This is a genomic window from Pseudomonas flavescens, from assembly GCF_013408425.1.
GTDB lineage: Bacteria > Pseudomonadota > Gammaproteobacteria > Pseudomonadales > Pseudomonadaceae > Aquipseudomonas > Aquipseudomonas fulva_A.
In genome coordinates, this window is record NZ_JACBYV010000001.1 from 1,653,834 (window position 1) to 1,679,056 (window position 25,223).

The window sequence follows — 25,223 nt, forward strand, 5'->3', positions numbered from 1 at the left end:
TCCATGCCCTTGTCAGATCGTAACGCCCGCTTTCAAGCACTTCAGCAAGCCCTCAAGAATCGCATCCTGATTCTCGACGGCGGCATGGGCACCATGATCCAGAGCTACAAGCTGGAAGAAGCCGATTACCGCGGCGAGCGCTTCGCCGACTGGCCGAGCGACGTCAAGGGCAACAACGACCTGCTGCTGCTCAGCCAGCCGCAGATCATCGCGGCCATCGAGAAGGCCTACCTGGATGCCGGCGCGGACATCCTCGAAACCAACACCTTCAACGCCACCCAGGTGTCCCAGGCCGACTACGGCATGGAGTCGCTGGCCTATGAGCTGAACCTGGCCGGAGCCCGGGTGGCCCGCGAGGTGGCCGATGCCAAGACCCTGGAAACCCCGGATCGCCCGCGTTTCGTCGCCGGCGTACTGGGCCCTACCAGCCGCACCTGCTCGATCTCTCCGGACGTCAACGATCCGGGCTACCGCAACGTCACCTTCGACGAGTTGGTGGACAACTACACCGAGGCCACCCGCGGCCTGATCGCGGGCGGCGCCGACCTGATCCTGATCGAGACCATCTTCGACACCCTCAATGCCAAGGCGGCGATCTTCGCCGTACAACAGGTGTTCGACGAGGATGGCGTCGAGCTGCCGATCATGATCTCCGGCACCATTACCGACGCCTCCGGCCGCACGCTGTCCGGGCAGACCACCGAGGCGTTTTGGAACTCGGTCGCCCACGCCAAGCCGATTTCCGTGGGCCTCAACTGCGCCCTCGGCGCCGCAGACCTGCGGCCCTATCTGGAAGAACTGTCGAACAAGGCTGGTACTCACGTTTCCGCGCACCCCAACGCCGGTCTGCCCAACGCGTTCGGTGAATACGACGAGACCCCCGCGGAAATGGCCGCGGTGGTCGAAGAGTTCGCCGCCAGCGGCTTCCTCAATATCATCGGTGGTTGCTGCGGCACCACGCCTGGGCATATCCAGGCCATTGCCGAGGCGGTCGCCAAGTACCCGCCGCGGCCGATCCCGGATATTCCGAAGGCCTGCCGTCTGTCCGGCCTGGAGCCGTTCACCATCGACCGCAAGTCGCTGTTCGTGAACGTCGGCGAGCGCACCAACATCACCGGTTCGGCCAAGTTCGCCCGGCTGATCCGTGAAGAGAATTACACCGAGGCACTGGAAGTCGCCCTGCAGCAGGTGGAAGCCGGCGCCCAGGTGATCGACATCAACATGGACGAGGGCATGCTCGACTCCAAGGCGGCCATGGTCAGGTTCCTCAACCTGATCGCCGGCGAGCCGGACATTTCCCGCGTGCCGATCATGATCGACTCTTCCAAGTGGGAAGTGATCGAGGCAGGCTTGAAGTGCATCCAGGGCAAGGGCATCGTCAACTCGATATCCATGAAGGAAGGCGTAGAGCAGTTCAAGCACCACGCCAAGCTGTGCAAGCGTTATGGCGCTGCCGTCGTGGTGATGGCCTTCGACGAGGTCGGCCAGGCCGACACCGCCGCCCGCAAGCGCGAGATCTGCCAGCGCAGCTACGACATTCTGGTCAACGACGTGGGCTTCCCGCCGGAAGACATCATCTTCGACCCGAACATCTTCGCGGTCGCCACCGGCATCGAGGAGCACAACAACTACGCCGTGGACTTCATCGAAGCCTGCGCCTTCATTCGCGACAACCTGCCCTACGCACTGAGTTCGGGCGGGGTATCCAACGTGTCGTTCTCGTTCCGTGGCAACAACCCGGTGCGCGAAGCGATCCACTCGGTGTTCCTCTACTACGCCATCCAGAATGGCCTGACCATGGGCATCGTCAACGCCGGCCAGCTGGAGATCTACGACGAGATTCCCAAAGAGCTGCGCGACAAGGTCGAAGACGTGGTGCTCAACCGCACCCCAGGGGGCACCGATGCGCTGCTGGCGATCGCCGACAACTACCGGGGCGGTGGCGCGACCAAGGAAGTCGAGAACGAAGAGTGGCGTTCGCTGCCGGTCGACAAGCGCCTGGAACACGCCCTGGTCAAGGGCATCACCGCGTTCATCGTCGAAGACACCGAGGAGTGCCGTCAGCAATGCACGCGGCCGATCGAAGTCATCGAAGGGCCGCTGATGAGCGGCATGAACATCGTTGGCGACCTGTTCGGCTCGGGCAAGATGTTCCTGCCCCAGGTGGTGAAGTCCGCCCGCGTGATGAAACAGGCCGTCGCCCACCTGATTCCCTTCATCGAAGCCGAGAAAGGCGACAAGCCGGAAGCCAAGGGCAAGATTCTCATGGCCACGGTAAAGGGCGACGTGCATGACATCGGCAAGAACATCGTCGGCGTGGTGCTCGGCTGCAACGGCTACGACATCGTCGACCTTGGCGTGATGGTGCCGGCAGAGAAGATCCTGCAGACCGCCATCGCCGAGAAGTGCGACATCATCGGCCTGTCCGGCCTGATCACCCCGTCGCTGGACGAAATGGTGCACGTCGCCAAGGAAATGCAGCGCCAGGGCTTCACCCTGCCCCTGATGATCGGCGGCGCAACTACCTCGAAAGCGCACACCGCGGTGAAGATCGACCCGCAGTACAGCAACGATGCGGTCGTCTACGTCACCGACGCCTCACGCGCCGTGGGCGTGGCGACTCAGTTGCTGTCCAAGGAACTCAAGCCCGACTTCGTGCAGCGCACTCGCGACGATTACGTGGTGGTGCGCGAACGCACCTCGGCCCGTGCCTCGCGCACCGAGCGCCTGAGTTACGACAAGGCCATCGCCAACAAGCCAACGTTCGACTGGGCCGGTTACACCGCGCCGAAGCCGAGCTTTACCGGCGTGAAGGTGCTCGATGACATCGACCTCAACGTGCTGGCCGAGTACATCGACTGGACGCCTTTCTTCATTTCCTGGGACCTGGCCGGCAAGTACCCGCGCATCCTCACCGACGAGGTGGTCGGCGAAGCGGCCACCAGCCTGTTCAATGACGCCAAGGTGATTCTCAGGAAGCTGATCGACGAGAAGCTGATCAAGGCCCGCGCCGTATTCGGCTTCTGGCCGGCCAACCAGGTACGCGACGACGACATCGAAGTCTATGGCGACGACGGCCAGCCGCTTGCCACCCTGCACCACCTGCGCCAACAGACCATCAAGCCCGACGGCAAGCCGAACCTGTCCCTGGCCGACTTCGTCGCGCCGAAGGACAGCGGCATCAGCGACTACGTCGGCGGCTTCATCACCACCGCGGGCATCGGTGCCGAGGAAGTGGCCAAGGCCTACGAGGCCAACGGCGACGATTACAACTCGATCATGGTCAAGGCGCTGGCCGACCGCCTCGCCGAAGCCTGCGCCGAATGGCTGCACGAATGCGTGCGCAGGGAGCACTGGGGCTATCAGCCGGATGAGCACCTGAGCAACGACGATCTGATCAAGGAAGCCTACAAGGGCATCCGCCCTGCCCCCGGTTACCCGGCTTGCCCGGATCACACCGAGAAACGAACCCTGTTCAACCTGCTCGACCCGGAGGCCGACTACCACAAGGCGGGCCGCAGCGGCGTGTTCCTCACCGAGCACTACGCCATGTTCCCTGCAGCGGCTGTCAGCGGTTGGTACTTCGCCCACCCGGAGGCCCAGTACTTTGCCGTCGGCAAGGTCGACAAGGACCAGATCGAGCAGTACAGCGAGCGCAAGAATCAGGACATTACCGTCAGCGAACGCTGGCTGGCACCCAACCTGGGATACGACGAATGAGTGATCAACCTTACCTGCTCGACCAGCTGGAAACCGCCGACATGCTGGAGATCGACGGCCTGCATGTCTTCGACTTCCAGCTCGACGACGGGTTGCTCGACCAGGCCGAGGCTGCCGCCGAAGCCGATCAGCCGTTCGCCAGCGAAGCCACCGTCCTGACCATCGAGGTGCAGGACGGTCGTGAGCGCAAACGCTGGCAGTTCAGCTATAACGCAGTGATGGAGGCCGAGTATCGCTCTGCCAATGACAGCTGGACGCTGGGTGATCATCAGCTCCGCTGTTTTGCCGCGACCGCAGCCAGCAGCGACGACGAGTAGCAGCCCACCCTCAAGGAGAAGCCCACGTGCTGAAGATGACCCGCATCGACCCGCCGCACTGGGCTCCCGACTACGCACGCCACGTGACCGACTACCTCGGCGATGATGGCGAGGCCAGCCAGCGGGCTTTCGAGCCGCTGCTGGAGCGGATTCACGCCAGCCTGGACGAGCGCATCAATGCGTTCGTCAACGACCCTCGGCAGTGCTTTGGCGATGAGGAGCAATTCCCCAGCCGCAGCCGTCTATCGGGCCAGTACTACATTGGCTCGCAAACGTTCGAAGGCTATCGCGATGACGGTGACTACCAACTGTGGATCCAGATCCGCTGCCTCGAAGAGGACGCTCACGAGTCGGCCGATTATCTCGGGCTGGAAGTTATCTGCAGCTTCACGCCCGCCACGGGTGAACTGCTTATCGAGGAAGGCTTCAATACCAGCGTGATTTAGGGCCTCGCCGCCAGGCTGCATGGCGAGACCTGGCGGTATCAGGACAGATCGGAAGACGAGCGGCGCACGATCTTGATGGAATGCTTCAGCGTCGGCTTGCGGGTGACGCTGATCGCCTTGCGGGTCACGGTATCGATGGTGATATTCCAGAAACCACTGCTGGGCACGGTGATCTTTGCCGGGAATTTATCGAAAGCCCCGCCGTGATAGGTATGCCGGCCACCATTCTTGAAGCTGCGAAAATTCGCGTCGCTCATCAGGCGGATATTGCAGGGTTGCGAGCATTCGATGACGACCAGGTCGTCTTCGTTGAGGTGCTCGCGCTGGTGTATGAACTTCATCAGGCGCTCCACGCGGTGTTTTCAGGGCGATAGCATGACTCACCAGCCGTCCGACAGCAAAGTCTGTGACTTTTCCAGGCCCAGATAGCTCGCCAATATGCGCTGCCAACTGCCGTCGCTGCGCATTTGCGCGAAGGCGTCGCTCATTCTCTGGCGCAAGGCTTGCGCGCCATCGAACCTGAGGCTGGCGGCGATATGGCTGCGCGTCTGGCTGAGTGGCTTGCCGAATAACAGCGGCGCCTCGTACCCCAACTCACGCCACAGATACAGCGCACGCAGGTCGATCTCGAACCAGGCGACCACCCGGCCGCTGTGCAGCAGCTGAGCAGCCTGCTGTGGATCGGTGACTTCGACGACCCGTTGCCCCGAGGTACGAATGGCATTGATATCGTTGGCTCTGGGTGTCCCCCCCATGACCGCTACCGGGCCAGCCTTCAGCGCCTCGGCCAGGCTGTTGTAAGGGTGATCGACGCTGGCCAGCACGTAGGGAGTGGGCAGCACGTCGAGCAGCCAGGCGAAATCGCCCTCACGCTCGGCAGTACGCCCGAGGTTCAGCACGATGCCGTGCTCATCGTCGCTCGCCTCGCTCAACACCCGGCGCCAGGGTACGCTGCGAAAAACGCATTGTTGCTCGGTACGAGCGCACAATTCCCGCATCAGATCGCCAAACAGCCCCGCTCGGTCGGCCACGCCATCGGCGAATGGCATCTGCCCCTGACCGACATAGATATTCAACGGCTCGGCTTGCACGCTGCCTGTACCCCATAGCGCACCGACAACCAGGAGTGCGCAGCCAGCCCGGAGACAGCGCGCCCTCACATCACTTATCCGCACACGCGCCCCCCTATCCGACCGCTCGGCTGCAGTGTGCATCAGGTGCGCAGAAACGCCAATCAGCCCAGTGCCGTATCCAGGAACATCATCACAGCAAATCCGCCCATCAATCCGAGTGTCGCAGGCGTCTGATGACCGTTGCGATGGGTTTCCGGGATGATTTCATGGGACACCACGAACAGCATGGCCCCCGCAGCCAGCCCCAGGCCGATCGGATAGGCGAGCGCATAGCTGCTGGACATGCCAACGCCAACCAGAGCCCCCAGTGGCTCCATCAGTCCACTGGCCGCCGCGATCAGCGCCGCCTGCCAGGCCGAAAGGCCGGTGGTACGCAGCGCCAGGGCGACCGCAAGGCCTTCGGGAATATCCTGAATGGCAATGGCGGTGGCCAGAGGAATCCCCACCTTCATGTCGTCGCCGGCGAAACCGACACCAACCGCCATACCTTCCGGCAGGTTGTGCAAGGTGATGGCGAAGACGAATAGCCATACGCGGTTCAAGCGTTCGCTCTGCGGCCCGAGCGGCCCGGTACTCTCGTGCTCGTGCGGGGTGAAGTGATCGAGGCCCAGCATCAGCAGGACACCAAGGGCCAAGCCGACCACCACGGTGGCGGCGCCGAGCATGCCGCTGCCGGTGATGCTTTCGGCAGCCTCCAGGCCCGGGATGATCAGCGAGAAGGAACTGGCGGCGAGCATCATGCCCGCGGCGAAGCCAAGCAGGCTGTCCTGGGTTCTTACGCTGATGGTGCCAAGCGCCAGCGCCGCCAACGCCCCCAGGGCGGTGGCGGCGAAGCCAGCTCCGCCACCGTATAGCGCATGACGCACACGCTCGGGGTGCCCGTCTTCGTATACGTTGAAAAGGCTGCTTATCAGTAACCAGAGCACGACCAGCAGGGCAACCGCGAGCCCGGCGGCGACCCAGGGCGATGCCCGCACCTGAGTGAGCCAGGCCTGCAGAAAACTGGTGGGCTGCGAAAGCGTTTGCATGTAACCCCTCTGACCGAATGAACGAAGACGTTGATATCCACTTGATAGCTGCGACAGCCCGATGATCCGCGGCGTTTCATCTTAACGTTGCATGCCGGCCGTCTAACCGGAGATCAGCGCACTATCTTCAAGCCAGGGTCGGCGTATGATCGAATCGGCATCCACCCGATCATCGGTTGCCAGCATCTGCTGACTCCCAGGCGATGGACATGCTGCTCGGGGTCACCGGACAGTCTGTTCGCCAGATCTGCAAGCGCTTGTTTTATCGGGCTATTGCGAACCATTCCCGAGTGGCGCCCGACCAGGGCGAGCGATTCGGCCCGGCCCCGGTGCTGGCTCGCCCCGTGCAGTTATGCATGCACTGTTGCTTAGTACCAAAAGTTCTTTTCATATATTAAAACGTCACTTTTGCGCATAAACCTGAACTGGTATCTTCCCCCGGCTCCGCCTGGAGTGCGCGGCCGTGCGCGCAGATTTGCTGTAACAGGTCATCGAGAACGTTGCGAGCGACGGCTAGCCAGGAACGGAATCAGTAAACGGACGGTTAACCGTCGCGACGCCGATTCCAATACCGCACAGCTGCGCGCAGTAGCCTTTCACCGATCTGGCAAGCAGCCTGATAACAGGATTCTCCATGTACGTATACGACCAGTACGACCAACAAATCGTCGAGGACCGCGTCAAGCAGTTCCGCGATCAAACCCGCCGGTATCTCAGTGGCGAACTGAGCGGTGAAGAATTCCGTCCGTTGCGCTTGCAGAACGGTCTGTACATTCAGCGTTTCGCGCCCATGCTGCGCGTCGCCGTCCCCTACGGCCTGCTGTCTTCCACGCAGGTGCGCAAGCTGGCACAGATCGCCCGCGATTACGACAAGGGCTATGCCCACATCAGCACCCGTCAGAACGTCCAGTTCAACTGGCCGGAGCTGGAAGACGTGCCTGAGATTCTCGCCGAACTGGCTACCGTGCAGATGCACGCGATCCAGACCAGCGGCAACTGCATCCGTAACACCACCACCGACCAGTTCGCCGGTGTTGCCAAGGACGAACTGATCGATCCACGCCCCTGGTGCGAGATCATCCGTCAGTGGTCGACGTTCCATCCCGAGTTCAGCCATCTGCCACGCAAGTTCAAGATTGCCGTCAATGGCTCGACCAGTGACCGTGCGGCCATCGAAGTGCACGACATCGGCCTGGAAGCGGTGAACAACGAAGCCGGTGAGCTGGGCTTCCGCGTAGCAGTGGGCGGCGGTCTCGGACGTACCCCTATCGTTGGCAGCTTCATCAACGAATTCCTGCCGTGGAAGCATTTGCTCTCCTATCTCGACGCCATCCTGCGTGTGTACAACCGCTATGGCCGTCGTGACAACAAGTACAAGGCGCGCATCAAGATCCTGGTCAAGGCGCTGACCCCCGAAGTGTTCGCCGAACGCGTGAACGCCGAGTGGGCGCACCTCAAGGACGGCCCGACCACCCTGACCGATGCAGAGGTGGCGCGCGTCGCCGCTCACTTCGTCGACCCGGCCTACAAGGCGCTGCAGGATCAGGACGCCCTCCTCTCAGGCCATGACGCCGAGCATCCAGGCTTCGCCCGCTGGCGCGAGCGCAACACCTTCGCCCACAAGAAGCCGGGGTACGTCGCCGTGACGCTGTCGCTCAAGCCGACTGGCGTAGCGCCGGGCGACGTGACCGACAAGCAGCTCGAGGCCATCGCCGAGCTGGCTGACCGTTACAGCTTCGGTGAGGTGCGCAATAGCCACAACCAGAACATCATTCTCGCGGACGTCGAGCAGGAGCAGTTGTTCACCCTGTGGGGCGAGCTGCGCGAGCAGGGTTTCGCCACGCCGAACGTGGGCCTGCTGACCGATATCATCTGCTGCCCGGGTGGCGACTTCTGCTCCCTGGCCAACGCCAAGTCGATTCCGGTCGCCGAAGCCATTCAGCGGCGCTTCGACAACCTCGACTACCTGTTCGACATCGGCAACATCGACCTGAACATCTCCGGCTGCATGAATGCCTGCGGCCACCACCACGTGGGCCACATCGGCATTCTCGGCGTGGACAAGAAAGGCCAGGAGTTCTACCAGGTGTCGCTCGGCGGCAGCGCCGGGCGTGACGCCAGCCTGGCGCAGATCCTCGGCCCGTCCTTCGCTCAGGACGACATGCCGGACGTGATCGACAAGATCGTCAACGTCTACGTCGAACAACGTACCGAAGAAGAGAGTTTCCTCGACACCTTCCGCCGTATCGGTGTCGCCCCGTTCAAGGAGCGCGTATATGCAGCGAATCATTAAGAACGGCCAGATCGTCGACGAAAGCTGGCACCTGCTGCCGAAGGAAACCACCTTCGAAGAGCTGTCCAACTGCGACGACCTGATCGTCCCGCTGGCACTCTGGCTGGAGCATGGCAACGCGCTCAAAGCGCGCGACGGCGGCTTGGGCGTGTGGCTGGATGCCGAGGAAGAGATCGAGTCCATCATCGATGCGCTGGACGATTTTCAGCTCATCGCGCTGAACTTCCCGGCCTTCACCGATGGTCGCCACTCCTCCTCCGCCTACCTGTTACGCACCCGCTACGGCTTCAAGGGTGAACTGCGCGCCATCGGTGATGTGCTGCGTGACCAGCTGTGGGCGCTCAAGCGCTGTGGCTTCGATGCCTTCGCCCTGCGCGAAGACAAGGACCCCGAAGACGCGCTGAAAGCCTTCGAGGAGTTCGCCGAGGTCTATCAGGCCTCCAGCGACCAGCCGGTACCTCTGTTCAGGCGCCGCGCCTGAAACCAGAAGCCCCGCCAATCGGCGGGGCTTTTTTCTGGGCGCTGTCCGCCCTACCGATCCAGCTTGCCGAACTGCTCGGCCAGCTCATCGATTCGTTCGGGAATCTGCGGTTGCCTGGAGAGGATGAAGGCTTTCTGGTTGCCCACCAGGGTCTCCAGAAGATAGAGCCTGTCACCCACGTCGACGCCAAGTTCCTGCAACGCCTCATCGGGCAGCCGTATGGCACCGTCGCCATCCCAGTCCTCGATCGTAACCGCCATCGTATCCATGGTATTTCCTGTATCGGTGAATAATCGTGCGGGGGGCATCGTTGCATCCTCTCCAAGGTGGCACAAGGCCGGTGACCGTTGAGGACTTTACCCTGAACCTAACTCGCGTCAGGTCATTCGTACCCATAGGCCTACCAAGGCCATGGGCGTCGAGCCAGAGCAACTACTACAAATCGCTCGGCGGCCCTTGTCTGCAATTAGCTGCGCACAACCGATGCGTGGCAGCCCTGATGAGGATAAAGCAAATGGCTTCGCGCAAAACCTCCACCCCGAAATCCTCCGCCGCCGACAGCGCCTATCTGAAAAGCGATAGCGCCGCCGCTGCGGCGCCGCCTGCCGGAACCGGCAAGGCAGTCATCGAACAGAAGCGTGCCACCGGCGAAACCGTCGACGCCATGCCGCACAACGCCAACAAGGCCGATGAATACGGTGAGGCCTCCAGCAAGCCGCGCCAGGGCGCTGCGGTCGGCTGCCCCTTCAGCGTGGGCGCCAGCACCGTCAGCGAGACCAATACCAACGAGAAGACCGGTGACGCGCCCGAACAGGGCGTCAATGCCGCCAGTGGCCATTTGCCGAGAGTCCGTGCCGACAGCGGCGGCCAGGGCATGACCACCAACCTCGGCGTGCCCATCGCGGACAATCAGAGCTCGCTCAAGGCGGGGCTGCGTGGCCCGGCGCTGCTCAAGGACTTCATCCTCCGCGAGAAGATCACCCATTTCGACCATGAGCGGATTCCGGAGCGCATCGTCCACGCTCGCGGCTCGGCAGCCCACGGCTACTTCGAGAGCTACGATTCGCTGCAGGACCTGACCTGCGCCTCGCTGTTCGCCGAAGCCGGCAAGCAGACTCCGGTCTTCGTGCGTTTCTCCACCGTGGCCGGCGAGCGTGGCTCCAAGGACACCGCCCGTGATGCCCGTGGTTTCGCGGTGAAGTTCTACACCGACCAGGGCAACTGGGATCTGGTGGGCAACAACATCCCGGTGTTCTTCATTCAGGACGCGATGAAGTTTCCCGACCTGGTCCATGCGGTCAAACCCGAACCCCACCACGGCATGCCGCAGGCAGCGTCGGCCCATGACACTTTCTGGGATTTCATCTCGCTGATGCCGGAGTCGGCGCACATGATCATGTGGGTCATGTCCGACCGCGGCATCCCGCGTAGCTACCGGATGATGCAGGGCTTTGGCGTGCACAGCTTCCGTTTCGTCAACGCCGCAGGGGAATCGCACTTCGTCAAATTCCACTGGAGCCCGAAGCTCGGCACCCACTCCCACGTGTGGGACGAGGCGGTGAAGATTTCCGGCGCCGACCCGGACTTCCACCGCCGCGATCTCTGGGAAGCCATCGAGGCCGGCGAGTACCCGGAATGGGAGCTGGGCGTACAGGTCATCTCCGAGGCCGAGGCGGAATCCTTCAGTTTCGACATTCTCGACTCGACCAAGCTGATTCCCGAGGAACTGGTACCCGTGCGCCCGATCGGTCGCATGGTACTGAACCGCAACCCGGACAATTTCTTCGCTGAAACCGAGCAGGTGGCCTTCTGTACCGCACATGTGGTGCCAGGCATCGACTTCAGCAACGACCCGCTGCTGGCCGGGCGCATCCACTCCTACGTGGATACCCAGATCACTCGCCTGGGTGGTGCCAACTTCCAGGAGTTGCCGATCAATGCCCCGGTTGTGCCGGTACACAACAATCAACGCGACGGCATGCATCGGCAGACCATCCACCGTGGTCGGGTGGCCTACGAGCCGAACTCCCTGGCGGGTGGCTGCCCGTTCCAGAACGGCGAGATGGGCTTCGTCCCCTTCCCCGAGCCGATTCAGGGTGACGAAGTGCGTGGCAAGCCAGAGAAGTTCGCCGAGCACTACAACCAGGCCAGCCTGTTCTTCAACAGCCAGGCGGACCACGAGCAACAGCACATCATCGATGCGCTGCGCTTCGAATTGAGCAAGGTGACTGTGCCCGGTATTCGTAACCGTACCCTGGCGATGCTGCGCAATATCTCGGAAACCCTGGCCCAGGGCGTCGCCGATGGTCTCGGCATGCCATTGCCGGAGCCGTTGCCAAAGGCCAACCCGCAGCCCATAGCGGCTGAAATAGAGGACTCTCCTGCCCTGTCGCTGCTGGCACGACCAGGCGATGGCAGCATTCGTACCCGCCAGGTGGCGATTCTTCTGGCTGCCGGTGTAGACGCCACTTCATTGCAAGCGGTGTCTAGCGCCCTGCAGGCCGAAGGCGCGGTGGTACGCCTGGTTGGCCCACGGGTAGGTCCGTTCAACGCCGCTGACGGCAGTGTCATCGAAGCCGACTGCTCGCTGGAAAACCAGCCGGCACCGCTCTTCGATGCGCTGGTGGTACCCGATGGCCAGGATGCCAGCACCGCATTGCAAGCGGATGGGCGCGCGCTGGAGTTCGTGCGTGACAGCTTCCGCCACGGCAAGAGCATTCTCGCCATCGGTGCCGGCACTCAGTTGCTCGAGAAAGCCGATGTGCCGCTGCAGAGCGCGCCTGCCGGGGTCTACGAAGGCAGCAGTGCGGATCAGGCGCTCATCGATCAACTGATCGCCGGTATCGCCCAGCACCGCCACCCATCCCGCGAGACCAACCCACCGCAAGTCTGATACCCGCACCATCCTTGCCCGGCACCCGCCGGGCTTTTTTTGCCCTGATCCGCGGCGCGGATCGACGCAACCCGCCAGAGTGCAGTTGACATGAAAACGCCCGGCGATACCGGGCGCTTCGTTCACAAAGCCGCTGACGTCAGTCCAGCCTGACCAGTATCCGCCCGACCTGACCACCTTGCAGAATTCGCTCGATCGCCTCGGGCAACTGCGCCAACCCCACTTCGCTGACCAGATCATCGAGGTTCGGCAGTTTCCACTGCAGCGACAGCTTGTCCCACATCGATGCCTTGACCACCAGTGGCAGCTCGACCGAGTCGACGCCCAGCAGATTCACACCACGCAGGATGAAGGGCAGCACGCTGGCCTGAAATTCGACGCCCGCAGTCAGCCCGCAGCAAGCGACGCTGCCGCCGTACTGGGTGGCCTTGAGAACGTTGAAGAGGATGTCGCCCCCGACCGTATCCACCGCACCGCTCCATTGTTCGCGCAGCAGCGGTCGATCGGAGCCTGCCTGCAGCTCGAGACGCGGAATCACCTGGGTGGCACCGAGGCGGGTCAGCAGTTCGCTTTCCTGCGCCTTGCCGGTCGCCGCCGTCACCTGATAGCCCAGCTTGCTCAGCAACATCACCGCGATGCTGCCCACACCGCCCGTAGCGCCAGTCACCAGCACCGGACCGTCGTCCGGGGCTAGACCGGCACGTTCCAGCTTGTCGACGCACAGGGCGGCAGTCAGGCCTGCGGTACCGAGAATCATCGATTCACGCAGTGACAGCCCCTGGGGCCGCTTGATCGCCCAGCCGGCGGGAATACGGATGTATTGGCCAAAACCGCCAGCGGTATTCATGCCGAGGTCGTAGCCGGTGACGATCACCTCGTCGCCCTCGTTGAATTCCGCGGCGCTGGAATGCTCCACCACACCCGCCGCATCGATGCCCGGGGTATGCGGGTAATGACGGCTGACACCCCGCTGCCCACTGGCCGAGAGCGCGTCCTTGAAGTTGAGAGAAGAGTACTGAACGCGGATCAGCAGCTCGCCCGCCGGCAAGTCGGCGACATCGCGCTCGACCACCTGCTGGGCGAAGGTGCCACTTGCATCCGGGGCTGCCTGTAGAGCGAAAAAACTCGTCATCCAAACCTCCTTCATCCGCCTTGGCGGAACGTAGCGGTTACCAGAAGCGTTGCTGACCGAGACGGCCTAGCCAGGTCAGTGCAAAGCGATCCAGCGCCACGCTGGCAGCCAGACCGACACGCTCCTGCAGGGATTTCTTCTGCACGAAGTGCAGTTGGAACAGATCGGCGTCGCGGGCACGCTCGGCCAGGTACTCGTCACTGGTTTTCAGCTCATCGACCAGCTGTTTTTCCAGTGCAGCCATGCCCAGCCAGACTTCGCCGGTGGCAATTTCATCGATCTCCAGCTGTGGGCGGTAGCGAGCGACGAAGTTCTTGAACAGCTCGTGGGTGGTTTCCAGGTCTTCCTGAAACTTCTCCCGGCCCTTTTCGGTATTTTCGCCGAACACCGTGAGGGTGCGCTTGTATTCGCCAGCGGTCAGCACCTCGAAGTCGATATCGTGCTTCTTCAGCAGGCGATTGACGTTCGGCAACTGGGCGACCACGCCGATGGAACCGAGGATGGCGAAGGGTGCGGAAATGATCTTCTCGCCAATGCAGGCCATCATGTAGCCGCCGCTGGCCGCGACCTTGTCGATGCACACCGTCAGCGGCACGCCGGCCTGGCGGATACGCGCCAGCTGCGAGGATGCCAGCCCGTAGCTGTGTACCATGCCGCCGCCACTTTCCAGGCGCAGCACGACCTCATCCTGAGGCGTGGCCAGGCTCAGCAGCGCGGTGATTTCGTGACGCAGGCCATCGGTCGCCGAGGCCTTGATGTCGCCATCGAAATCCAACACGTAAACCCGGGACTTCTGCTGCGGCTTCTTCTTGGCAAGTTTGGCCGACTTGGCTTCCTCCTTGCTCAGGGCCTTGAGTTGATCCTTGTCGAGGATCGACTGCTCCAGGCGCTGACGCAGTGCCTTGTAGAAATCGTTGAGTTTGACCACCTGCAGTTGGCCACCACCACGGCGACCACGGCTGCGCACTGCGACGAGGGCGACCAGTACGACGATGAAGGCCACCACCAGCGTGACCGTCTTGGCCAGAAACCCTGCGTAATCAGCAAGAAACTCCACACACTTCCCCTCTATCCAATCGATGGCCTCTCATAGAGACCTTGCGTTACCCAAGCATACCGGCGCCACCTGGGCACGGCCAGACAGCTTCGCGGCTTTCAACGGATGCATGCCATACGAATTCAAACAAACGTATGAATTTTCGTTGACAGCCTCGGGCCACCCTCCTACCCTCGGCAAACATTCAAGGTTCCCGGGTTGCAGCGGACGTGGGCAGCATCTACCTGATTCGACATGGCCAGGCTTCGTTCGGTGCAGAGGATTACGACGTTCTCTCGCCCTTGGGCGCGCAGCAGTCCAGCCTGCTTGGCAGCCACCTGGCGCAAACCGGGCTACGTCTTGATCGGGCGATCAGCGGCAACCTGCTACGCCAGTCCCACACCGGGCGGTTGGTACTCGAACAACTGGAGCAGGCTCCTGCGCTGGAAACCGATCCGGCATTCAACGAATTCGATGCAGAGGGCGTTATCCGCGCCCTGCTCCCGGCACTGCTACCCCATGAGCCGAAGGCCGTCGAGATCATGCGTGACGCCGCGCACAACCGCGCCGAATTCCAGCGCCTGTTCGTGCGGCTGCTGGAAACCTGGATAGGTGGCGATTACGACGCCCCGGCGCTGCAAAGCTGGCAGGCTTTCGTCGATCAGGTGGACGGCGGCTTGCAGCGCCTGCTCGGCAGTACAACATCCAGAGAGAAAATCGCCGTGTTCACCTCCGGCGGCACCATCACCGCGTTGCTGCACCTGCTGACCGGCATGCCGGTCGCCAGTGCCTTCGCGATGAACTGGCAAATCGTCAACACCTCGCTAAGCTGCCTGAAGTTTCAGGGCGAGCGGGTGACCCTGGCTTCGTTCAACAGCCACGCCCATTTGCAGCTGTTGAATACACCGTCGCTCATCACCTATCGCTGAGCTTCGGTCAACGTACCCGCGAGGGTGCAGAACACCCCGAAAACAAAGGAAACCACCATGAGCGTCGCAGACATCGTCCAAACCATGCAGGCCAAGTTCAACCCCAGCGCCGCCGAAGGCCTGGACCTGGTCTTCCAGTTCAATATCGAAGATGCCGACAACCACTACCTGATCGTCAAGGACGGTACCTGCGACGTCAAACAGGGCGACAGCCCGGACGCCAACGTCACGCTGATCATGGACAAGGAAACCTTCAAGGGCATCACCACCGGTGAAACCGACGGCATGCAGGCATTCATGGCCGGCAAGCTGCGCGCCGAGGGCGACATGATGCTGGCGCTCAAGCTGAGCGAACTGTTCCCGGTCTGAGACCGCAGCGACAGGTTCGGCAGCCAAAACCGGAGTCTTGCGATTCCGGTTTTTTTTCGTCTGCCAGGGACGCATCAGCGGCCTTGATCCGCTACCAACAGCCATATCGATAAGCCGGTGATGTGCTTGTGGCCCCGGGCCGGGCTGATTAGATTGGCCAGATCATCACCGCCAACGACAACTAGAAAGGGATAGGGATGACACTCACCGACCGATCCAGTGCCATTCGCCAGGGCGAGGAACTCGACGCCACTGCCATCGACGTCTATCTCAAGGCGCATATGCATGGTTTGAGCGGCACACCGCAAATCAGCCAGTTTCCCGGCGGCGCCTCGAACCTGACCTACCTGCTGCGCTATGCCGATCGGGAACTGGTGCTGCGTCGCCCGCCGTTTGGCAGCAAGGCGAAGTCGGCCCATGACATGGGCCGCGAATTCCGCATTCTCAACAGGCTCCGTGACGCCTTCCCCTATTGCCCACAAGCCTTCGTGCACTGCACCGATCCGTCGGTCATCGGCGCCGAGTTCTACGTCATGGAGCGGGTCGAGGGCATCATCCTGCGCGCCGATCTGCCTGCCGAGCTGCAGTTCACGCCTGCGCAGACCACCACCCTGTGCGAGAGCTTCATCGACCGTCTCGTGGAACTCCATCAGGTCGATTACGCCGCCTGCGGCCTGGCCGATCTCGGCAAGCCGGACGGCTACGTGGCGCGGCAGATCAGTGGCTGGAGCGAGCGCTACGATAACGCCCTGACACCCGACGCACCGCTCTGGCAAGAGGTCAGGCGCTGGTTGCAGGAGAAGATGCCGGCCGACCACCCGCAACCGGCAATCGTGCACAACGACTATCGCTTCGACAATGTGATTCTCGATCCTCAGGATCCCATGCGCATCATCGGCGTGCTCGACTGGGAACTTACCACCCTGGGCGACCCGCTGATGGATCTGGGCAACACCCTCGCCTACTGGATCGAGGCAGACGACCCACCCGCCGTGCAGATGATGCGCCGCCAGCCGAGCAATGCCCCCGGCATGCTGACTCGCCAGGCCTTCGTCGATTACTACGCGCAACGCGCCGGCATCGAGATCGAGTGCTTCGACTTCTATTACATCTACGGCCTGTTCCGCCTCGCCGGAATCGTTCAGCAGATCTATTACCGCTACTACCACGGTCAGACCGCCGACAAGCGCTTCGCCTCATTCGTGCAGATGAACGCATTGCTGGAACAGATGGCTCTTGGGGTCATCGCTCGCTCGTCACTTTGACGTCACCCATTCAGAGAGGCTCACATGTCCAAGACCCAGTTGTTCGACCTCGATGGCAAGATCGCCTTCGTATCCGGTGCCAGCCGCGGGATCGGTGAAGCGATCGCCCATCTGCTGGCCCAGCAAGGCGCCCAGGTGATCGTCGCCAGCCGCAAGCTGGACGACTGCCAGACGGTGGCGGATGCCATCATTGCCAAAGGTGGCAAGGCAGTGGCGATGGCTTGCCACATTGGCGAGATGGAGCAGATCCAGGCGGTATTCGCACAAATCCGCGAGCGCTTCGGCCGCCTCGACATTCTGGTCAACAACGCCGCGACCAACCCGCAATTCTGCAACGTGCTGGATACCGATCTCGGCGCCTTCCAGAAGACGGTCGACGTGAATATCCGTGGCTACTACTTCATGTCCATCGAAGGCGGCAAGCTGATGAAGGAAAGCGGCGGCGGCAGCATCATCAACGTGGCATCGATCAACGGCGTATCACCGGGTGAGTTCCAGGGCATCTATTCGGTCACCAAGGCTGCCGTTATCAGCATGACCAAGGTGTTCGCCAAGGAATGCGCGCAGTTCGGCATCCGTTGCAACGCCCTGCTCCCCGGGCTCACCGATACCCGCTTCGCCTCGGCGCTGACCAAGAACGAGACGATCCTCAACTTCGCCCTGCAGCGCATTCCGCTCAAGCGCGTCGCCGACCCGAGCGAAATGGCCGGCGCGGTGCTCTACCTGGCCAGCGACGCGTCGAGTTACACCACCGGGGTGTCGCTGAATGTCGACGGTGGCTTCCTGTCCTGAGGCTACGCGCCTTACTGCCAGTCCTGCAGCGCCTGGTGGGCGGCCTGGTTCATCGGCTGGGCCAGCAACCCGGTAGGCGTCAGGCTGATGTTGAATACCGCCCCATCGGCCATCGGCAGATAGGTTACACGGCGGGCCTGGGCATCGAACATGAACAGATCATGCTGGCCCAGGCGCAGCCAGCGCCACAGATCGACGCCATACAGGCTCTGGGTCAGCTCCACCTGGGTGTAGCGAGCCTGGCTCTGCTGCTCGATGGCCAGGAAACGGCTGTTGAGCTTCTCCAGGCGATAGCCCGGCTCGAGGCCGATCAGGTCCGCCAGCCCCTTCCATTGCAACAGGCGCGCATCCAGCTGCCACAGGTCGCCCTCCAGATTGACGCTGCGCTGGGCAGCGCCCTCGGTGATATCGACCTGATAGACATTGCCCGCACGATGAAAACTCAGGGTCAGCAGTGGCTTGTCCGCCGGCCATGGTTCGTAACGGCTCAGGTCGTAGGCCACCAGCCCGACCAGCACTGCGGCGAGCAGAAATACCAGCCCGCAGGTGCCGCGTAGCCAGGCCAGGAACCAGCGCCCGCCGAACAGGATACGCACCGCGACGAAGAGCACCAGCAACGCCAGCAGAGCCGTCGCCCAGGCAAGACCGTTGTACTGCATGGAATCAATTCCTTGTACGTGAAAATGTCGGCATTATGCGCAGCGCATTCGCATGCGAATAGCGCCGACACCGCACAATCGGATACAGGTCGCCTTTTATGTCCCTCCCGTTCGAAATGGCCGTCGATCCCACGACGTTGCTGCTGCTCGCCCTGGTTGCCTTCATCGCCGGATTCATCGACGCCATCGCCGGGGGCGGCGGCCTGCTGACCATTCCCGCGCTGCTCACCACCGGCATGCCACCGCACCTGGTGCTGGGAACCAGCAAACTCTGTGCGACCTTCGGCTCCGGTACTGCGGGCTATACCTTCTATCGGCGCAAGCTGTTCACCCCGGCCAAGTGGCGCAACGCGATGATCGGCACGGCCATCGGCGCCATTGCCGGTGCCGTGCTGGTGCACTGGATGCCTGCGGAGTGGATCAACAAGATGCTGCCGGTGGTGGTGTTCGCCTGCGGCCTCTATCTGCTGTTCGGCAAGACCCCCAGCGCTCCGCTGGACGCCGACCTGCCGATCGCTAAAAAACGCCAGTGGCCGCAGAGCCTGACCCTGGGTTTCTACGACGGCGTGGCCGGCCCAGGAACCGGTGCGTTCTGGACGGTCAGTACGCTGCTGATGTACCCGCTGGATCTGGTCCGCGCGAGCGGCGTGGCGCGCTCGATGAACTTCATCAGCAATGCCTGTGCGCTGGCGGTGTTCATCGCGGCGGGTCAGGTAGCCTGGGTGCTGGGGCTATGCATGGGCTTCTCGCTGATGGCCGGCGCCTTTCTCGGCGCGCGCACCGCCATAGGCGGCGGCTCCCGGTTCATCCGCCCCGTGTTCATTCTGGTGGTTCTGGGGCTGACTACGCGGCTAGTCTGGCAGCACTGGTTCAGCGCGGCCTAAGCGGCGCGCCACATACAGATCGATCAGGTATCGAGCGATGGACCGAGACGCCGGTAATGGTGGCAGCTCATGCACGGAGAACCATTGCGCGTCCTCGATCTCCTCCTCCTGCCTGACGATCTCGCCACCGGCATAGCGAGCATGGAAGCCGAGCATCAGCGAGTGCGGAAACGGCCAGTTCTGGCTGCCCTGGTACTCGATGTCGCACACCTCCACGCCCACCTCTTCGCGCACTTCCCGGGCGACGCACTGCTCCACCGACTCGCCGGGTTCGACGAAGCCGGCCAGGGTGCTGTACACGCCGGTGACGAAGCGCGGTGAGCGCGCCAGCAAGACCTCGTCACCGCGCGTGACCAGCACGATCATGCTCGGCGACAAACGCGGGTACTGACGAAGGTTGCAGCGCGGGCAGTGCATGGCCCGCTCGCCAGCGACGGATTGCATGGCCGTGGCACAGCCACCACAGAACCGGTTGTCACTGGCCCAGGTGCCGATCTGCGCCGCATAGCCGAGCATCTGGAACAACTCGGCGTCGCCTTCGAGCATGACCTGACGCAGGCCCTGCCAACTGCACCCCGGCAGCTCCGCCTTGTCATCGAGCTCGAGGAGGTAGAGCGGCTCACCGCGAAAATGGCCGAGACCATGCTCGGCGATCACCGGCAGGCTCTGACTCTTCAGCCAGTCACGGGGAAACAGCAGGCCATGGGCGTCGCCCAGAAAATGCTGGCGATGGTGTGCCAGCACCAGGCCGCCAGGCTGCCGGCAATCCAACAGTTGAGGAACCCAGCCCGAACGCATCAGGCGGCCACCGGCTGACCCAGGGCGCGCACGCTTTCCGTGGCCAGATCCAGCACGCTTGGCTGCGCCAGACCGTTGTCGGCTTCCAGGTAGTATTCGAGGCTGCTCAGCGCGTCGGCGAGCACCTCCAGGCGTGTTTCGGCAGGCATCTGCTCGGCATCGAGCATCTGCGTCTGGATGTAGTCGGCACAGGCACCCACCAAGGCCGCAGCGCGTTCCTGGCCGAGGAACCACAGGCCGCCGCGAACCGCCTGCAGGCTGAACGGCACGTTGGCCAGGTGCATGCGATCACCGGCGGCTTCGAGGTAGGCAGTGATCGCACGCTTGGCCAGGGCGAGACCGGCACGCGCCTCGTCCAGCACCACGATGCGCGCTTCGAAGAGCTGATGCTGCGCGAAGGTGCATACTTCTGGCTCCGGCCGTGGCGTGACCACTCGCTCGCCACGTTCGAGGGTGGCCACCATCCCTTCGACATAGAGCACGGCATCGGCCAGGGTGATCAATTCATCCGGCTGGGCCGCAGCGCCTTCGCACCAGGCAGCGACGGTTGGCAACTGGTTGGCCAGGGAGTTGCCTGCGGAGCTGAGGCCGACCATGGCGAGGGTCTTGCTCAGCTTGCCCAGCAGCGCATGCAAGCTGCTCAGCCCGTCACCCTGCAACGTACCGCGCTCGATCAGATCGAGCAGGTCCTTGACGCTGGCCAGCTCTTCACGGATGGCCGAGCTGAGCGAACGCATGACCGCCTTGCCGGGCCCGGATAGCCGTTGATATTCCTCTTCCAGCAGGTGATCGGTGAACGGCAACGGAGTGATGCCGAACAACTCGCGCACCTCGGCTGCCAGTGCCCCTTGGCCGCCGGACAACGCGACCAGGTAGAGCAACTCCTTGAGCAGGCTGCGCGGCGGTTCGTAGGCACCGTTGGCGAGGATCTGCCGCAATTCGCGGTCGATCCGCGAGAACAGCTGCTTGCGCGATTTGCGCGGCAACAGCTGACCATCGTTCTGAGCCTCCAGGGCAGCCGCCCCCAACCAGCACAGACGACCGCGCGGCTCGTTGGCGAACAGCCCGTCCAGGCGGCTCATCGCGCGGCCCATCAGGCGCATGCTGGCGGCCGGGTTCTGTTCGCGGATGAAGCCAAGCAAACCGACCTGGTACATCTGTCGCAGGCGGCGGCCTTCGTTTTCCTTGGCGGCTGCGTCCAGCGCAGGCGGCACCATGCGCGGCCTGGCCTGGTCGAGGCGCACGCTGAAGAAGAAGCTCTCCGGTAGCGGCGGCTGCTTGCAGGCGTGGCGCAGATCGTTGATCGCCGGCAGCAGCAGTTCGGGCATTTCCTGGCGATGCGCGTCAAGGCCTTCCAGATACCGACGCAGCACATGCAGAGCATTGCTCAGCGCCGCCAACTGGGCGTCACGTTCAGGGCCCACACCAGCGGGAATGTCTGTGGCCTGGTCGAGCACTTCCTGGGCCAGCAGCTCGGCACCGGTGAGCTCGATCAGGTTGAGCGTGCCACGCACCTGTTGCAGGTTGTCCACGGCCTGTTGCAGCAAGCTGCCGTTATTACGCTCGACGATGAACTGTTCGAGGCTCGCTTCGGCCTCTTCGATCGTGGCGAACAGTTCGTCGCGAACCAGCCCCAGTGACGATGCTCCAGAAACCATTCGCTATTGTGCCTCCCGCACAGGTGATAGAACCGCAATCAATCAGCGAACTCGGGGTTCTGCTTGTTCATATGGGCCGCCATGGCCACACGCAGGTCAGCGGATTGCAACATGGCAGCATTCCAGGTGGCGACGTATTCGAGGCCGTCGTCGACGCGATGATCGCGCATATAGCGGATCATTTCCTTGGTGCCGCGCACGGCAACCGGGGATTTTGCGGCGATCACGCGCGCAATGTCCATCACCCCGGCGAGCAATGCGTCGAAATCGCCGTATACCTGGTTGACCAGGCCAATCTCCCGGGCCTCTGCCGCGCCCACGCTACGCCCGGTGAACGCCAGCTCGCGCAGCATGCCATCACCGATGATCCGTGGCAGACGCTGCAGGGTGCCGACGTCGGCGGCCATGCCGATATCGATCTCCTTGATGGCGAACTGGGCATCCTCGGCGCAGTAACGCATGTCGCAGGCCGACACCAGATCGACCGCGCCGCCCAGGCAATAACCGTGAATGGCGGCCAACACCGGCTTGCTGCAGCCGTCGACGGCATTGAACGAGGCCTGCAGGTCGAGAATCTTGCGTCGCAGCGTCCGCGCGTTACGGCCGGGGTCCTTGCCCAGCTGCGTGCCGACCTGGGCCAGCAGGCTGAGATCGATGCCCGAAGAGAAGTGCTTGCCGGCACCGGACAACACCACAGCTCGAATTTCGTCGGTCTCGTCGATCCAGCGGAAGATCTCGATGATCTCCGTCCAGAAGGCGGCATTCATCGCATTTATCTTGTCGGGGCGGTTGATCACCACGTGGGCGACCTTGTCCAGCAGCTCGACACGAAAGGCCTGATATTCGGGCATTGCAGTCATCCTCGGCAGACGGCGCTGGGCGCCCGGGGTACGTTGAACGGATTCTTGTCAGCGGCTCTGAGAGCGCCGCCAAGGCAGCTGCTTGCAAACCGGGCAACTATAGCAAGCAGCGCCTGAAAGTCGATCACGCCCGGTGTGACGTGGAGCACGCCTGGCCCAAGCGGGTGTTTCAGCATGACGGCTGCGCCCGGTTCATGCCTCGATGATGCAATCCACGGTGTAATAACTGCCCTGCTCGCCCTCGTGACGCTGCAGCCCATGCACATCGGCGTCGAAACCCGGGAAGCGCTGCTCGAAGGCCTGTGCGAAGCGCAGGTAATCGATGATCGAGCGGGTTTCCGTGGTGAATCGCTCACCCGGCATGATCAGCGGAATACCCGGCGGATAAGGCACCAGCATCACTGCAGCGATGCGCCCCTGCACGTCGTCGACAAGCACCTCCTCGACCTCGCCACGTACCAACTGGTTATAGGCATCGGCGGGCTTCAGGGCAATCTGTGGCAACACGGTGTACATACGCTTGAGAGATTTGGCGGTGGCGTTTTCCCGGTAGCAGTCGTGCAAGGCGTCGCACAGATCACGCAGGCCCATGCCCTGATAGCGGCCTGCGCCTTCCCGGGCGATGGACGGCAACACGGCGCTCAACGGCAGGTTGGCGTCATAGCTGCGCTTGAATTCCAGCAACTCGGTCAGCAGGGTGCTCCATTTGCCCTTGGTGATCCCCATGGAGAACAGCACGAGGAACGAATACAGCCCCGTCTTTTCGACCACCAGACCACGCTCCCAGAGAAACTTGCTGACCACCGCGGCAGGAATACCACGCTCGTGGAGACGACCGCCTGCGGTCAGTCCCGGCATCACCAGCGTCACCTTGATCGGGTCGAGCAGCACGTAATCCTCGGCCACATCGCCGAAACCGTGCCAGTCGGCCTCGGGCTGCAGCAGCCAGTCGGGCGTCGACACGTCGTCGGCACCTTCGGTCTGCGGCGGCTGCCAGATGCTGAACCACCAGTCCTCGCTGCTCAAACTCTGACCGAGGTTGGCCAGCGCGCGGCGGAAACTCAGGGCTTCGTCGAAGGTTTCCTGGATCAGCGAGCGCCCGGCCGGCCCTTCCATCATCGCCGAGGCCACGTCCAGCGAGGCAATGATGCCGTACTGCGGCGACGTGGAGATATGCATCATGAACGCTTCGTTGAAGCGGTCACGGTCGAGCTTGCGCACGCCACCATCCTGCACGTGAATCATCGACGCCTGACTGAAGGCCGCCAATAGCTTGTGAGTCGAATGGGTGGTGAACACCATGGGCCCACCGGCCTCACGGGTGGTGCCCATGCCGTAGCGACCGGCATAGAACTCGTGGAAGGCGGCATAGGCGTACCAGGCTTCGTCGAAATGCAGAACCTCCACCGAATCGCCCAGGGTGCGCTTGATCAGCTCGGCGTTGTAACACAAGCCGTCGTAGGTCGAGTTGGTCACCACCGCCAGCTTGACCCTGGGCTCACGGCCCCGAGCCAGCGGGCTGGCATCGATCTTGGCCTGGATCGACTCGCGGGAGAACTCGCTCAGCGGAATCGGCCCGATGATGCCCAGCTCGTTACGTTCCGGCGACAGGTACAGCGGAATGGCGCCGGTCATGATGATCGCGTGGAGAATCGACTTGTGACAGTTGCGATCGACCAGCACCAAGTCATCGCGGCCGACCATCGAGTGCCAGACGATCTTGTTGGCGGTCGAGGTGCCGTTGATCACGAAGTAGGTGTGATCGGCGCCGAAATTGCGGGCGGCCCGCTCTTCGGCGGCGGCCAGCGGGCCGGTGTGATCGAGCAGCGACCCCAGCTCGGGCACCGACACCGAAAGGTCGGAGCGCAGGGTGTTCTCGCCGAAGAACTGGTGAAAGGCCTGCCCGACCGGGCTCTTGCGATAGGCCACACCACCACCATGGCCCGGTGTGTGCCAGGAATAATTGGACTGCGAGGTGTGCTGCACCAGGGCCTTGAAGAACGGCGGCAGCAGGCCATCGAGGTAATTACGGGCAGCACGTGCCACCTGGCGGGCCAGAAACGGCACGGTGTCTTCGAACAGATAGAGAATGCCGCGCAGCTGGTTGAGGTCGGCCATGGCTTCGGCCGGTGCATTTTCGATGGTGACCTGCTCGCCGAGCGCGAAGATCGGCAACTGTGGCGCACGCCGACGGGCGATGCGGATCAGCGCGACCATGTCCTGGAGCAGATGGCGATTTTCCCCGGCGCCCTCGGCAGCGACGAGGATGCAGGCCAGGCCATGATGGGTCGAGGCGACGATGTGCCCTTCCGCCGAGCTGGCGGTGGAGAGGATGGTGAAACCGTCCTGCTCCAGTTCCTGGGCGATGGCCCGTACCCGCTCGCCGGCCACGGTATCGGCCTTGATATCACGATGAACGATGAGTACGGGGAACTTGAGGTCTTTGTACATCAGCAACACCTGAGGTCACACGGGATTGGCCCGCTGTGCCCTCAGGGTAGAGGCTCGCCGGAAAGGACGGAACCCCTCG

The 25,223-nt window shown here is 62.7% G+C and carries 22 protein-coding genes; 11 read left to right on the forward strand and 11 right to left on the reverse strand.

The features are described 5' to 3' along the window. The first annotated feature begins 3 nt into the window (after nucleotides 1-3). Genes metH through FHR27_RS07305 form a run of 3 tightly spaced genes read left to right on the forward strand, consistent with a single transcriptional unit; the run spans nucleotide 4 to nucleotide 4,483 of the window. Nucleotides 4-3,720, forward strand: a complete 3,717-nt coding sequence (metH, locus tag FHR27_RS07295) for a methionine synthase (protein ID WP_156152660.1) — start codon at nucleotides 4-6, stop codon at nucleotides 3,718-3,720. Continuing rightward, nucleotides 3,717-4,037: a DUF5629 family protein gene (locus FHR27_RS07300; protein ID WP_179538186.1), complete on the forward strand. Its 321-nt coding sequence runs from the start codon at nucleotides 3,717-3,719 to the stop codon at nucleotides 4,035-4,037. The genes metH and FHR27_RS07300 overlap by 4 nt, the downstream gene beginning before the upstream one ends. Before the next feature lie 26 nt (nucleotides 4,038-4,063). Beyond that, nucleotides 4,064-4,483 (forward strand): hypothetical protein, encoded by a 420-nt coding sequence (locus tag FHR27_RS07305; RefSeq protein ID WP_042552607.1) that lies wholly within the window; start codon nucleotides 4,064-4,066, stop codon nucleotides 4,481-4,483. A gap of 38 nt (nucleotides 4,484-4,521) precedes the next feature. Here the strand turns inward: FHR27_RS07305 and FHR27_RS07310 are convergent, their stop codons facing one another. The 3 genes from FHR27_RS07310 to FHR27_RS07320 all read right to left on the reverse strand — a co-directional run bounded on the left by FHR27_RS07310 (nucleotide 4,522) and on the right by FHR27_RS07320 (nucleotide 6,644). Then, nucleotides 4,522-4,824, reverse strand: coding sequence for a DUF1883 domain-containing protein (locus FHR27_RS07310; protein WP_042552606.1), 303 nt, complete (start codon nucleotides 4,822-4,824; stop codon nucleotides 4,522-4,524). A gap of 39 nt (nucleotides 4,825-4,863) precedes the next feature. Further along, a complete protein-coding gene (locus FHR27_RS07315; RefSeq protein ID WP_042552605.1) occupies nucleotides 4,864-5,574 on the reverse strand; it encodes a substrate-binding periplasmic protein in 711 nt (236 codons plus the stop codon). Between the two features lie 143 nt (nucleotides 5,575-5,717). Further along, entirely contained in the window at nucleotides 5,718-6,644 is a 927-nt protein-coding gene (locus tag FHR27_RS07320) for a ZIP family metal transporter (RefSeq protein ID WP_042552604.1), read from the reverse strand. 634 nt (nucleotides 6,645-7,278) lie between these two features. Between FHR27_RS07320 and FHR27_RS07325 the strand changes: the two genes are divergently transcribed. Both FHR27_RS07325 and FHR27_RS07330 read left to right on the forward strand, forming a co-directional pair. Beyond that, nucleotides 7,279-8,937: a nitrite/sulfite reductase gene (locus FHR27_RS07325; RefSeq protein ID WP_179538187.1), complete on the forward strand. Its 1,659-nt coding sequence runs from the start codon at nucleotides 7,279-7,281 to the stop codon at nucleotides 8,935-8,937. Next, complete coding sequence (locus FHR27_RS07330) at nucleotides 8,921-9,418, forward strand: DUF934 domain-containing protein (RefSeq protein ID WP_179538188.1); 498 nt, start codon at nucleotides 8,921-8,923, stop codon at nucleotides 9,416-9,418. Before FHR27_RS07325 ends, FHR27_RS07330 begins: the two co-directional genes overlap by 17 nt. A gap of 50 nt (nucleotides 9,419-9,468) precedes the next feature. On the opposite strand, the gene FHR27_RS07335 is transcribed toward FHR27_RS07330, so the two are convergent. After that, a complete protein-coding gene (locus FHR27_RS07335) occupies nucleotides 9,469-9,687 on the reverse strand; it encodes a hypothetical protein (RefSeq protein ID WP_042552601.1) in 219 nt (72 codons plus the stop codon). Nucleotides 9,688-9,932: 245 nt separating this feature from the next. Here FHR27_RS07335 and FHR27_RS07340 point away from each other — a divergent pair, with 245 nt between their 5' ends. Beyond that, nucleotides 9,933-12,311 (forward strand): catalase, encoded by a 2,379-nt coding sequence (locus FHR27_RS07340; protein ID WP_179538189.1) that lies wholly within the window; start codon nucleotides 9,933-9,935, stop codon nucleotides 12,309-12,311. A 139-nt stretch (nucleotides 12,312-12,450) separates the two neighbouring features. Here FHR27_RS07340 and FHR27_RS07345 read toward each other — a convergent pair whose 3' ends face one another. Together FHR27_RS07345 and sohB are read right to left on the reverse strand one after the other, a co-directional pair. Next, nucleotides 12,451-13,443 carry a YhdH/YhfP family quinone oxidoreductase gene (locus FHR27_RS07345; protein ID WP_042552599.1) on the reverse strand — a complete coding sequence of 331 codons (993 nt, stop codon included), beginning with the start codon at nucleotides 13,441-13,443 and terminating at the stop codon, nucleotides 12,451-12,453. A gap of 37 nt (nucleotides 13,444-13,480) precedes the next feature. After that, on the reverse strand, nucleotides 13,481-14,500 hold the full coding sequence (sohB, locus tag FHR27_RS07350; protein WP_042552598.1) for a protease SohB: 1,020 nt from the start codon (nucleotides 14,498-14,500) through the stop codon (nucleotides 13,481-13,483). A 209-nt stretch (nucleotides 14,501-14,709) separates the two neighbouring features. Here sohB and FHR27_RS07355 point away from each other — a divergent pair, with 209 nt between their 5' ends. From FHR27_RS07355 to FHR27_RS07370, 4 genes are all read left to right on the forward strand, one after another. Further along, nucleotides 14,710-15,408 (forward strand): histidine phosphatase family protein, encoded by a 699-nt coding sequence (locus FHR27_RS07355; RefSeq protein ID WP_179538190.1) that lies wholly within the window; start codon nucleotides 14,710-14,712, stop codon nucleotides 15,406-15,408. A 57-nt stretch (nucleotides 15,409-15,465) separates the two neighbouring features. Next, nucleotides 15,466-15,777: an SCP2 sterol-binding domain-containing protein gene (locus tag FHR27_RS07360; protein ID WP_042552596.1), complete on the forward strand. Its 312-nt coding sequence runs from the start codon at nucleotides 15,466-15,468 to the stop codon at nucleotides 15,775-15,777. A 197-nt stretch (nucleotides 15,778-15,974) separates the two neighbouring features. After that, entirely contained in the window at nucleotides 15,975-17,042 is a 1,068-nt protein-coding gene (locus FHR27_RS07365) for a phosphotransferase family protein (protein ID WP_042552595.1), read from the forward strand. A 24-nt stretch (nucleotides 17,043-17,066) separates the two neighbouring features. Beyond that, nucleotides 17,067-17,834 carry an SDR family oxidoreductase gene (locus tag FHR27_RS07370; RefSeq protein ID WP_179538191.1) on the forward strand — a complete coding sequence of 256 codons (768 nt, stop codon included), beginning with the start codon at nucleotides 17,067-17,069 and terminating at the stop codon, nucleotides 17,832-17,834. 11 nt (nucleotides 17,835-17,845) lie between these two features. Here FHR27_RS07370 and FHR27_RS07375 read toward each other — a convergent pair whose 3' ends face one another. After that, the gene (locus FHR27_RS07375; RefSeq protein ID WP_042552593.1) at nucleotides 17,846-18,493 is read right to left on the reverse strand and encodes a hypothetical protein; all 648 of its coding nucleotides are present in this window, start codon (nucleotides 18,491-18,493) and stop codon (nucleotides 17,846-17,848) included. Between the two features lie 98 nt (nucleotides 18,494-18,591). On the opposite strand from FHR27_RS07375, the gene FHR27_RS07380 reads away from it, so the two are divergent. After that, nucleotides 18,592-19,377: a TSUP family transporter gene (locus FHR27_RS07380; protein WP_179538192.1), complete on the forward strand. Its 786-nt coding sequence runs from the start codon at nucleotides 18,592-18,594 to the stop codon at nucleotides 19,375-19,377. On the opposite strand, the gene nudC is transcribed toward FHR27_RS07380, so the two are convergent. From nudC to FHR27_RS07400, 4 genes are all read right to left on the reverse strand, one after another. Continuing rightward, nucleotides 19,345-20,175, reverse strand: coding sequence for an NAD(+) diphosphatase (nudC, locus tag FHR27_RS07385; RefSeq protein WP_179538193.1), 831 nt, complete (start codon nucleotides 20,173-20,175; stop codon nucleotides 19,345-19,347). The two genes, FHR27_RS07380 and nudC, sit on opposite strands and share 33 nt — an antisense overlap. Further along, nucleotides 20,175-21,833, reverse strand: coding sequence for a hypothetical protein (locus FHR27_RS07390; RefSeq protein ID WP_042552590.1), 1,659 nt, complete (start codon nucleotides 21,831-21,833; stop codon nucleotides 20,175-20,177). The genes nudC and FHR27_RS07390 overlap by 1 nt, the downstream gene beginning before the upstream one ends. 38 nt (nucleotides 21,834-21,871) lie before the next feature. Continuing rightward, a complete protein-coding gene (locus FHR27_RS07395; RefSeq protein ID WP_042552589.1) occupies nucleotides 21,872-22,684 on the reverse strand; it encodes a crotonase/enoyl-CoA hydratase family protein in 813 nt (270 codons plus the stop codon). A 201-nt stretch (nucleotides 22,685-22,885) separates the two neighbouring features. After that, a complete protein-coding gene (locus FHR27_RS07400) occupies nucleotides 22,886-25,144 on the reverse strand; it encodes an Orn/Lys/Arg decarboxylase N-terminal domain-containing protein (RefSeq protein ID WP_179538194.1) in 2,259 nt (752 codons plus the stop codon). Between the last annotated feature and the right edge of the window lie 79 nt (nucleotides 25,145-25,223).

Bases quoted from the DNA above. Each gene is read 5' to 3' on its own strand.
- metH (WP_156152660.1), top strand. From the start codon at position 4: ATGCCCTTGTCAGATCGTAACGCCCGCTTTCAAGCACTTCAGCAAGCC.
- FHR27_RS07300 (WP_179538186.1), top strand. From the start codon at position 3,717: ATGAGTGATCAACCTTACCTGCTCGACCAGCTGGAAACCGCCGACATG.
- FHR27_RS07310 (WP_042552606.1), bottom strand. From the start codon at position 4,824: ATGAAGTTCATACACCAGCGCGAGCACCTCAACGAAGACGACCTGGTC.
- FHR27_RS07320 (WP_042552604.1), bottom strand. From the start codon at position 6,644: ATGCAAACGCTTTCGCAGCCCACCAGTTTTCTGCAGGCCTGGCTCACT.
- FHR27_RS07325 (WP_179538187.1), top strand. From the start codon at position 7,279: ATGTACGTATACGACCAGTACGACCAACAAATCGTCGAGGACCGCGTC.
- FHR27_RS07330 (WP_179538188.1), top strand. From the start codon at position 8,921: ATGCAGCGAATCATTAAGAACGGCCAGATCGTCGACGAAAGCTGGCAC.
- FHR27_RS07335 (WP_042552601.1), bottom strand. From the start codon at position 9,687: ATGGATACGATGGCGGTTACGATCGAGGACTGGGATGGCGACGGTGCC.
- FHR27_RS07340 (WP_179538189.1), top strand. From the start codon at position 9,933: ATGGCTTCGCGCAAAACCTCCACCCCGAAATCCTCCGCCGCCGACAGC.
- FHR27_RS07345 (WP_042552599.1), bottom strand. From the start codon at position 13,443: ATGACGAGTTTTTTCGCTCTACAGGCAGCCCCGGATGCAAGTGGCACC.
- FHR27_RS07360 (WP_042552596.1), top strand. From the start codon at position 15,466: ATGAGCGTCGCAGACATCGTCCAAACCATGCAGGCCAAGTTCAACCCC.
- FHR27_RS07365 (WP_042552595.1), top strand. From the start codon at position 15,975: ATGACACTCACCGACCGATCCAGTGCCATTCGCCAGGGCGAGGAACTC.
- FHR27_RS07370 (WP_179538191.1), top strand. From the start codon at position 17,067: ATGTCCAAGACCCAGTTGTTCGACCTCGATGGCAAGATCGCCTTCGTA.
- FHR27_RS07375 (WP_042552593.1), bottom strand. From the start codon at position 18,493: ATGCAGTACAACGGTCTTGCCTGGGCGACGGCTCTGCTGGCGTTGCTG.
- FHR27_RS07380 (WP_179538192.1), top strand. From the start codon at position 18,592: ATGTCCCTCCCGTTCGAAATGGCCGTCGATCCCACGACGTTGCTGCTG.
- nudC (WP_179538193.1), bottom strand. From the start codon at position 20,175: ATGCGTTCGGGCTGGGTTCCTCAACTGTTGGATTGCCGGCAGCCTGGC.
- FHR27_RS07390 (WP_042552590.1), bottom strand. From the start codon at position 21,833: ATGGTTTCTGGAGCATCGTCACTGGGGCTGGTTCGCGACGAACTGTTC.
- FHR27_RS07395 (WP_042552589.1), bottom strand. From the start codon at position 22,684: ATGCCCGAATATCAGGCCTTTCGTGTCGAGCTGCTGGACAAGGTCGCC.
- FHR27_RS07400 (WP_179538194.1), bottom strand. From the start codon at position 25,144: ATGTACAAAGACCTCAAGTTCCCCGTACTCATCGTTCATCGTGATATC.